The organism is Nostoc sp. EspVER01 (genome assembly GCF_034530635.1).
In the GTDB taxonomy this organism is placed as follows: Bacteria; Cyanobacteriota; Cyanobacteriia; order Cyanobacteriales; family Nostocaceae; genus Nostoc.
The window spans coordinates 99,769-108,543 of the sequence record NZ_JAVRCS010000024.1 but is presented as its reverse complement, the minus strand read 5'-3'; the positions used below and the strand labels follow the sequence as shown (position 1 = coordinate 108,543).

Annotated in this window: 9 protein-coding genes and 1 tRNA gene; 6 read left to right on the top strand and 4 right to left on the bottom strand. The window is 43.4% G+C overall.

Annotation, left to right across the window (positions count from 1 at the left end):
* Positions 1-1,144 (bottom strand): DnaJ domain-containing protein (locus RMX69_RS19990; RefSeq protein WP_322638485.1); only part of this gene is annotated, 1,144 nt, incomplete at its 3' end.
* A gap of 95 nt (positions 1,145-1,239) precedes the next feature.
* Positions 1,240-1,851, bottom strand: a complete 612-nt coding sequence (locus tag RMX69_RS19985; RefSeq protein ID WP_289799520.1) for a DnaJ domain-containing protein — start codon at positions 1,849-1,851, stop codon at positions 1,240-1,242.
* Between the two features lie 29 nt (positions 1,852-1,880).
* Here RMX69_RS19985 and RMX69_RS19980 point away from each other — a divergent pair, with 29 nt between their 5' ends.
* Both RMX69_RS19980 and RMX69_RS19975 read left to right on the top strand, forming a co-directional pair.
* Positions 1,881-2,969 (top strand): tocopherol cyclase family protein, encoded by a 1,089-nt coding sequence (locus RMX69_RS19980; RefSeq protein ID WP_322638484.1) that lies wholly within the window; start codon positions 1,881-1,883, stop codon positions 2,967-2,969.
* A gap of 33 nt (positions 2,970-3,002) precedes the next feature.
* Positions 3,003-3,076 (top strand) — tRNA-Arg (locus RMX69_RS19975).
* On the opposite strand, the gene RMX69_RS19970 is transcribed toward RMX69_RS19975, so the two are convergent.
* On the bottom strand, positions 3,058-3,273 hold the full coding sequence (locus tag RMX69_RS19970; RefSeq protein ID WP_289799518.1) for a hypothetical protein: 216 nt from the start codon (positions 3,271-3,273) through the stop codon (positions 3,058-3,060). The two genes, RMX69_RS19975 and RMX69_RS19970, sit on opposite strands and share 19 nt — an antisense overlap.
* Positions 3,274-3,486: 213 nt before the next feature.
* Between RMX69_RS19970 and RMX69_RS19965 the strand changes: the two genes are divergently transcribed.
* From RMX69_RS19965 to RMX69_RS19950, 4 genes are all read left to right on the top strand, one after another.
* A complete protein-coding gene (locus RMX69_RS19965; protein ID WP_099101842.1) occupies positions 3,487-4,017 on the top strand; it encodes a YdcF family protein in 531 nt (176 codons plus the stop codon).
* Positions 4,018-4,166: 149 nt separating this feature from the next.
* Positions 4,167-5,330: a GuaB3 family IMP dehydrogenase-related protein gene (locus tag RMX69_RS19960; protein ID WP_322638483.1), complete on the top strand. Its 1,164-nt coding sequence runs from the start codon at positions 4,167-4,169 to the stop codon at positions 5,328-5,330.
* A 341-nt stretch (positions 5,331-5,671) separates the two neighbouring features.
* Entirely contained in the window at positions 5,672-5,995 is a 324-nt protein-coding gene (gene trxA, locus RMX69_RS19955; protein ID WP_104909616.1) for a thioredoxin, read from the top strand.
* Positions 5,996-6,567: 572 nt separating this feature from the next.
* Positions 6,568-7,380: a carbon-nitrogen hydrolase family protein gene (locus tag RMX69_RS19950; protein WP_289799516.1), complete on the top strand. Its 813-nt coding sequence runs from the start codon at positions 6,568-6,570 to the stop codon at positions 7,378-7,380.
* Positions 7,381-7,670: 290 nt separating this feature from the next.
* On the opposite strand, the gene fba is transcribed toward RMX69_RS19950, so the two are convergent.
* On the bottom strand, positions 7,671-8,750 hold the full coding sequence (gene fba, locus RMX69_RS19945; protein WP_190940262.1) for a class II fructose-bisphosphate aldolase: 1,080 nt from the start codon (positions 8,748-8,750) through the stop codon (positions 7,671-7,673).
* Positions 8,751-8,775 lie beyond the last annotated feature (25 nt).

Sequence of the window (8,775 nt, the reverse complement as noted above, 5' to 3'; positions counted from 1 at the left end):
ATTTCCCTTTACATTTTCCCATAAATGATAAATCTTCCAAAACTGGATGCTCCCTATTATCCGCACCGCCACTTACAAAAATCTGGTGTTTTGGGCAAGTGGTAAGGGAATAAATGAAGGAAGAATGACCTTTGAGAACTTGCAGTAACTGCCCCATGTCTATATGGGAAACCTTGATAGTAGTGTCTGTACCGCCACTCAGGATAGTCTGACCATCTGGACTAATGATTACAGAAAAAACAGGGGTTGAATGTACTTTAAGTGTCTTGAGTAATTTACCTGTAGATACTTGCCAAATCATTATGCTGCTATCATCACTGCCACTAACCAGAGTTTGGCTATCTGGACTAAAGGCTAGGCATCTTACCCATTTGGTATGACTAGTGAGAGTATGTAGTAATTTACCTGTGTCGAGATGCCAAATCTTGATAGTATTATCACTACTTCCACTAGCCAAAGTTTGCCCATCTGGACTAATTGCAGTTGTAAAAACCCAGTTCAGATGAGTCAGGGTGTGAACACATTTCCACGGTGAAGGTTGAGACTGTGATTCAGGTGGCGGCGTTGGTGGCTTTGGCGGTTGCGATGTAGGTTGGGGTGGTGGTGACGTTGGTGGCTTTGGCGGTGGCGATGTAGATTTGGGTGGTGGCGGCGTTGGTGACTTTGGCGGTGCTTTTGTCTGTTTCAGTTCCAGTTCTTTGGCATTTTTCAAATCTGACTTGGCTCTATTTTCATATCCTAGTTTCGAGCAAGCAAGCCCTCGGTATTTGTAGGCTTCAAAGTAGTTGGGGTTGAGACGAATTGCTTGGGTAAAGTCTTCAATTGCTTCACTATATTTTCCTCTTTGAGCTTTCTCCATAGCCAGGTTATAAAAACTTTCAGCATTGGATGGAGTTAAATCAATTTTGGTAGTAGAAGCAGATTGATTTGTCTGACTTGGCTGAGAAGACTTTAACCTTGCATAAGCTTGATTGATTTCTTTGATTTTTTCTTCCGCTTCTAGCTTTTGCTGCGGTTCAATAAAACAATCTGGATGCCAAGTCTTAGCCATCTGGCGGTAAGCTTGCTTGACCTCATCAGCAGATGCACCTGGTTTTAACCCAAAGATATTGTAAATATGATTTATATCGAAGCGATCGCTCATACTAAGAAATCAGCACCAAGTCTTACTACACTTAGTATTCCCAAGTATAAGTATTATCTATCTCCATCTCTAGTGTCTTCAACTATATTCGCTGCTTATCTCCAACGCCGATTTAGCCGCAGTAAACTTTTTATCCTCTGACAAAATCTTTCTACCAGAGGTTTAGGTTTTGATACATATCTAGGCGATCGCGATCTACGCGTACTCCCCGGATTTCTTAACTCTTCTTCTATTTGTGCAGCTTTATTTAAATCTGAAGCGGCTCTATATTCGTATCCCAATTGTGAGCAAACTAGCCCACGATATTTATACGCGTCAATATAGTGAGGATTGAGACGAATGGCGTGGGTAAAATCTGCGATCGCATCCTCATATCTTCCTTGAGTAGCATTTTCTACCCCTAAAGTGTAGAAAGTTTCTGCATCCCAACGATTGACAGATATTTTTGGGGGATTTTTAGGCGAAGATGAAGATGGATTTTCAGGAATAGGAGGCTCAGATGGATTTTCAGATTTGAGCCTGTTGTAAGCTGCGTTGATTGATTTGATTTTTTCCTCAGCTTCCTGTTTTTGCCTTTGATCGACAAAGCGATCGGGATGCCAAATTTTCACCAGTTTACGGTAAGTTCGCTTCACCTGTGCCTGAGACGCACCGGGTTTTAGCCCAAGAATTTCATAAGCATCATTGATATCGAAGCGATCGCGCATACTGAAAAAATCGGCAACTATCTAAACCTATGTTAACTATTCCCCTAAATTCTCTCCAAACGCCCCATTCTGGTTATCACTGGGATGGCAGTAGCCGTCGCTTCTTTGAAGGCTGGTATTACCGCGTCACGTTACCAGAAATTGGGCAAACATTCGCCTTTATGTACTCCATTGAAGATCCCATCGGCGGTAAACCTTACAGTGGTGGTGCAGCCCAAATCCTCGGCCCGGATGATGAGTACCTCTGCCGTACTTTTCCAGATGTCAACAAATTTTGGGGTAGTCGGGATGTTTTAGGTTTAGGTCATTGGGGTAAAAATAATTTGCAAGTTTCTCCTCTATACCTCCTGCCAGCAGAGTTTGAGTATCATGTCCAAGAAGGATATCAAGCTACTGCCACTTTGAATCAGGGAATAATTCGCGATCGCGCCACCAATAATTATTGTCGTTGGCAGTATGAAATTCAACCAGTATACGGTTGGGGCAATCAAAATAGCATTCAGCAATCAACCGCTGGCTGGCTGTCATTCTTGCAGATTTTTGAACCTGGATGGCAAATTTTGATGGCTCACGGTTTAGCCAGTGGGAAAATTGACTGGAATGGCAAAATCTACGAATTCACTAACGCCCCAGCCTACGGCGAGAAAAATTGGGGTGGTGCTTTTCCTCAGAAATGGTTTTGGATAAATTGTAATTGCTTCGAGGGCGAACCCGACTTAGCATTAACTGCTGGTGGTGGACGACGGGGTGTGCTGTGGTGGATGGAATCTGTAGCGATGATTGGACTGCACTATCAAGGCAAGTTTTATGAATTTGTTCCCTGGAATTCACAAGTAGAGTGGGAAATTCAGCCTTGGGGCAGATGGCAAATGAAAGCTAGCAACTCTAATTATGAAATTGAATTAACAGGAACCACAGATTTACCTGGTACACCTCTACGTGCGCCGACAGCAGAAGGTTTAAGATACTGTTGCCGAGACACCATGCAAGGAAAACTAAATTTAGAGTTACGAGAACTAAATGGCAGAAAATCTAAAATAATTCTAAAAGCCGAAAGTTTTCTTTGTGGTTTAGAAGTAGGCGGCGGCTCTTGGGATAACATTTGGCAGTCTCCCTAAAACTACTGCTATAATTATATATGCTTCGCAGTTGGGGTTGTAGCTCAGTTGGATAGAGCGGACGCCTCCTAAGCGTCAGGTCGTGCGTTCAAGTCGCACCAGTCCCGTTATCTTCAGACAATTCATATATACAGCAATTAATATGGTAATAGCATTGCTGTGCGCCTAACAGTGGTACGCCTGTTCGCCCAAGTCGGGATATCCGTCCACGCAACTGGCTGCTGATTCTGTGCAATTGAGAACTACTATATAAAGTGGTTAAAACCCTTTGATGAATCGTCCGATATCGGTTAGGATAATCCATCAATTAGAGGAAAAACTCCAGGCACGTTTAATCGCGCTGCTATACGAAAACCAACCAAATATTATATTTGGTCAGAATTTGGGCAGATTCTTGGGAAGTTTGCTACTCTACTATCAATTATTTTTTCTTATAGCCAGAGAAAATTGTGTACTAAGCAAATTAAGTTATTGAGCCTTGAATAAGCTACTCTTTACAAATAAATCTTTTCGTTTTATGGCTTTTGTCCTGCCAATATTTATGTGGTGGGGATACAAAGAAGTACAAAACCAATTTGTGCAGCCGCAAGCAGTTGTAGTGTTAGGTGGTTCAACGAGACATTTAGAGCGAGAAAAATTTACAGCAAAATTCGTTCGCGAGCATCCAAATATACCGATTTGGATTACAGGTGGCAGTCCACGTACATTCACTCAAAGAGTGTTTACCAAAGCTGGTGTTGATCCTCAACGTTTACACTTGGATTATGAAGCAGTAGATACAGTTACTAATTTTACTACTTTGGTAGATGATTTGCAAGCTCGCGGCATTAAGAGCGTTTATTTGATTACTTCCGACTTCCACATGCGCCGGGCTTGTGTCATCGGCGAAATTATTTTGGGCAGTCGGGGTATTTATTTAAAACCAGTGCCAGTTCCTTCCGAAAAACCCCCTGAATCTATCGAAAAATCGGTTCGTGATGGAGCTAGAGCGATAATTTGGTTAGCAACTGGTTACACTGGTGTGGATGCCGCTAAAAATAAACGGTAAATCCAACTAATTTTGGATTTTTAATCGATCAAAATCCAAATGACTAATGACAACCGTCACTAGTCACTTATATGGTTCGGGAAAAAAACACCCCAAATTTCCCCACAATTTGATACCCTAGCTTAAACAGATTTGAGTAAAGTTAAAGCGTGGAAATTCAACTTGGGCGGGGAAAAACAGCTCGCAGAGCTTACGGAATAGATGAAATTGCTCTAGCCCCTGGTAATAGAACACTAGACCCCAGTTTGGCAGATACTAAGTGGCGTATTGGCAATATTGAGCGAGAAATCCCGATAATTGCTAGTGCTATGGATGGCGTAGTAGATGTTCGTATGGCTGTACGTTTGTCACAGTTAGGAGCATTAGGTGTCCTCAATTTAGAGGGGATTCAAACTCGCTATGCTGACCCAGAGCCAATATTAGATCGGATTGCCTCTGTGGGGAAAGATGAATTTGTTGCCCTCATGCAAGAACTCTATGCCGAACCAATAAAACCGGAATTAATTGAACAACGTATTCAGGAAATTAAACAACAAGGTGGCATTGCAGCGGTGAGTGCGACTCCAGCCGGTGCAAGTAAATATGGTGAGGCAGTGGCCAAAGCTGGGGCAGATTTATTTTTTGTCCAAGCTACGGTAGTTTCTACTGCACATCTGTCACCAGAGTCTTTAGTACCACTCGATTTAGCAGAATTTTGCCGTTCCATGCCCATCCCTGTGGTGTTGGGGAATTGCGTAACTTACGAAGTCACGTTGAATTTGTTGAAAGCTGGCGCGGCTGGGGTACTGGTGGGAATTGGGCCTGGCGCGGCTTGTACTTCTCGTGGGGTATTGGGTGTGGGTGTGCCACAGGCAACTGCGATCGCCGATTGTGCCGCAGCACGAGATGATTACTACAAGGAAACTGGCAACTATATCCCCATTATTGCTGATGGCGGTTTAATCACCGGTGGCGACATTTGCAAATGCATCGCCTGTGGTGCTGATGGTGTGATGATTGGCTCCCCCTTTGCCAGAGCCGCAGAAGCCCCAGGACGAGGTTATCATTGGGGTATGGCGACTCCTAGCCCAGTCTTGCCCCGTGGCACCCGCATTCGCGTTGCTACGACTGGTAGCTTAGAGCAAATACTCATTGGCCCTGCAGGGCTAGATGATGGTACTCACAATCTTTTAGGAGCCTTAAAGACCAGTATGGGCACTTTGGGAGCGAAAAATATTAAAGAAATGCAGCAGGTGGAAGTTGTGATTGCACCTTCTTTATTAACCGAAGGCAAAGTTTACCAAAAAGCTCAACAATTAGGTATGGGGAAATAAAATTGGCGACTGGGAACTGGGGACTGGGTAATGAAAAAGAGTTATTTTAATCCTAATTCCTAATCCCTAATCCCCAATAATCCTTCAATAAATTTTTCTGGCCCCTAAACAATTGCTGGAAAAATCCGATATGTCGCTTACAATAGAGATAGCGGAGACGCATGTTTCCGTTCACTCCTCACACCACACTCCGCCCGGACTACTGTTCGGGCGGTTCCTTATGTTTGTAAATAAAATAAGAGAGCTTCTTTGCAAATGTACATCCTCGCACTCCCAAGCTGAGGTTTTTGCTATGGTAGAATTTTCACCAAGTTCAGATATTATTGGCGAAGGTTTTAGGCATGTCAACAGCCGCACAAGTTACCGATTCTAGTTTCAAGCAAGAAGTACTCGACAGCGATGTACCAGTTTTAGTTGACTTTTGGGCACCCTGGTGCGGACCATGCCGTATGGTAGCTCCTGTTGTCGATGAAATCTCCGAACAGTACAAAGGTCAAATCAAGGTCGTAAAAGTCAACACAGATGAAAATCCTAATGTTGCTAGTCAATATGGCATCCGCAGCATTCCCACATTAATGATTTTTAAGGGTGGACAAAAAGTGGATATGGTGGTAGGCGCCGTGCCTAAAACTACATTAGCTTCCACTCTCGAAAAGCATCTTTGAAACTCAATCGGCAATAAAACCCTCTTGAGTTATCCATTTTTTTCTAACTTTAAGTTAATTTTCATAAACAAGTTTGAGAGGCGCAAATTTGCTGTCTATCAAACTTGTTTACATTTGTATACACTTTCAGAATATTTTTAGGAGTTTTCTACCTGAAAAACAACTGCCGAATTCGCCGCCAACAAAAAAAACCAAAAGCTAAGTTACGTAGATTGATTGTCTACAAGAGACTGTGCGTAACTTGTTTAAGAAAGGGATACGCTCCGAATTCAAATTAACAAAATCAAACATGATTCGTATAGAATTTGGTGTAACAATCCCCAATAAATAAATTTAGTTGCTCTGTAATACAGAAATATTCTTATCAGGCTGCTTTTATCAGGGTTTGATCGCAACTCATCGCAATATTATTCAGTTCGCTAGAACCCAGAGGAAGATTAAGAGCAGCAATAAAACAAGTCTGTTAAAGAAAAGGAACCCTGATGGATTTCTAATTAAGTTCCACAGATTTTGAAGTAGCGATATATTTTGATAATCTATCTTCCATAAATCAACTGTTCGTTGTTGAATCTATGAAGTCTTATTTAGCCGCCGCTATTCAATTGACCAGTGTGCCCGATTTACATAAAAATTTGGCACAGGCAGAAGAATTAATAGAGCTTGCCGTGCGTCAAGGTGCTGAATTGGTAGGTTTGCCAGAAAACTTTTCCTATATGGGAGAAGAAAAAGATAAACTCGCACAAGGTGATGCGATCGCTCTTGAAAGTGAAAAATTTCTCAAAAAAATGGCTCAACGCTTTCAAGTTACGATCTTGGGCGGCAGCTTTCCACTTCCTGTAGATAATACAGGCAAAGTTTATAACACAACTCTACTCATCGACCCCAGCGGTCAAGAGCTTGCCCGCTACTACAAAGTACACTTATTTGATGTTGATGTTCCCGACGGCAATACCTATCGTGAATCCAGCACGGTTGTGGCTGGCACACAACTACCCCCCGTCTATTTTTCTGAAAAACTCGGTAATCTAGGGCTTTCTATTTGTTATGATGTCCGATTCCCGGAACTGTATCGTCATCTGGCAAATAAGGGAGCCGATGTTATATTTATTCCTGCCGCTTTTACCGCCTTTACAGGTAAAGACCACTGGCAAGTACTACTACAAGCCAGAGCCATCGAAAATACCGCCTACGTCATTGCTCCTGCCCAAACGGGGAATAACTACGCCCGTCGTCTAACCCACGGTCACGCGGTCATTATCGACCCTTGGGGTGTAATTTTAGCTGATGCTGGGGAAAAACCGGGAATTGCGATCGCAGAAATCAAACCTACTAGGCTCGAACAAGTCCGTCGTCAAATGCCCTCTTTACAGCATCGGGTGTTCTAGGGAGTAGAGAGCAGGGGAGGCAGGGGAAACAAGGGAGACAAGGGAGACAAGGGAGGCAGGGGAGACAAGGGAGACAAGGAGATAAACAAAACTCCTAACTCTTAACTCAGCACGGGCTAAACCTTAGCTTTCCGCTAACAGCACTCCTAATGCCCAATGCCCCATTCCCCATTCCTAGCCCTTATGAACAAAACAAAAAACCGGGTGTTTACCCGGTTTCTGACAACATTAAAATCCTCAGTTTTTTAGGAGCATAGCAAAACTATGCTCCTATTTATTTGTCATCAAAATTAAACTTTAGCCGCTGATTTGGTAACAACGTTGAGTTCACCCTTGGCATACTTAGCAGCAAAATCTTCCAAAGAAATTTGCTTAATCTTGCTGGCGTTGCCAGCTGTGCCAAATTGCTGATAGCGTTCAGCACAAACCTTCTGCATGTATGTAATAGAAGGCTTGAGGAAGTGACGGGGGTCAAACTCCTCTGGTTTTTTAGCCAAAGCTTCACGTACAGCAGCAGTAATAGCCAAACGGTTGTCGGTGTCTATGTTTACTTTACGTACACCACTCTTGATGCCTTTTTGGATTTCTTCTACAGGTACACCGTAGGTTTCAGGAATTGCACCACCATATTGGTTAATCAGTGCAAGCAAATCTTCAGGTACAGAAGAAGAACCGTGCATTACCAAGTGGGTGTTAGGCAGACGGCGGTGAATTTCTTCAATGCGGCTGATGGCCAAAATTTCGCCAGTAGGTTTGCGGGTAAACTTGTAAGCACCGTGACTTGTGCCAATGGCAACAGCCAAAGCATCTACTTGGGTTGCTTCTACGAATTCAACAGCTTCATCAGGGTCGGTTAGCAATTGAGAATGGTCGAGTGTACCTTCAAACCCGTGACCATCTTCAGCTTCACCAGCACCAGTTTCTAGAGAACCCAAACAACCGAGTTCACCTTCAACGCTGACACCCAAAGCATGAGCTACATTTACAACTTCGCGGGTAACGTTAACGTTGTACTCGAAGCTAGCGGGAGTTTTCGCATCAGCTTCTAAAGAACCATCCATCATCACGCTGGTGAAGTTGTTCTTAATTGCTGAGTAGCAAGTAGCAGGGGCATTACCATGATCTTGGTGCATGACAATGGGAATGTGAGGATAGGTTTCTACCGCTGCCAAAATCAGGTGGCGAAGGAAGTTTTCTCCTGCATAATTACGAGCGCCGCGTGAAGCTTGTAAAATTACGGGGCTATCTGTCTCGACAGCAGCCTTCAGGATTGCCTGAATCTGCTCCAAATTGTTAACGTTGAAAGCTGGGATGCCGTAACCGTTTTCAGCTGCGTGATCCAACAGCAGCCGCAGTGGTACAAGCGCCATAGATAGTCCTCCTAATGTGGTTGTC

Coding starts and splice junctions, on each gene's coding strand:
- RMX69_RS19970 (WP_289799518.1), bottom strand. CDS start 3,273: ATGGATTATCCTAACCGATATCGGACGATTCATCAAAGGGTTTTAACC.
- fba (WP_190940262.1), bottom strand. CDS start 8,750: ATGGCGCTTGTACCACTGCGGCTGCTGTTGGATCACGCAGCTGAAAAC.
- trxA (WP_104909616.1), top strand. CDS start 5,672: ATGTCAACAGCCGCACAAGTTACCGATTCTAGTTTCAAGCAAGAAGTA.
- RMX69_RS19965 (WP_099101842.1), top strand. CDS start 3,487: ATGGCTTTTGTCCTGCCAATATTTATGTGGTGGGGATACAAAGAAGTA.
- RMX69_RS19950 (WP_289799516.1), top strand. CDS start 6,568: ATGAAGTCTTATTTAGCCGCCGCTATTCAATTGACCAGTGTGCCCGAT.
- RMX69_RS19985 (WP_289799520.1), bottom strand. CDS start 1,851: ATGCGCGATCGCTTCGATATCAATGATGCTTATGAAATTCTTGGGCTA.
- RMX69_RS19980 (WP_322638484.1), top strand. CDS start 1,881: ATGTTAACTATTCCCCTAAATTCTCTCCAAACGCCCCATTCTGGTTAT.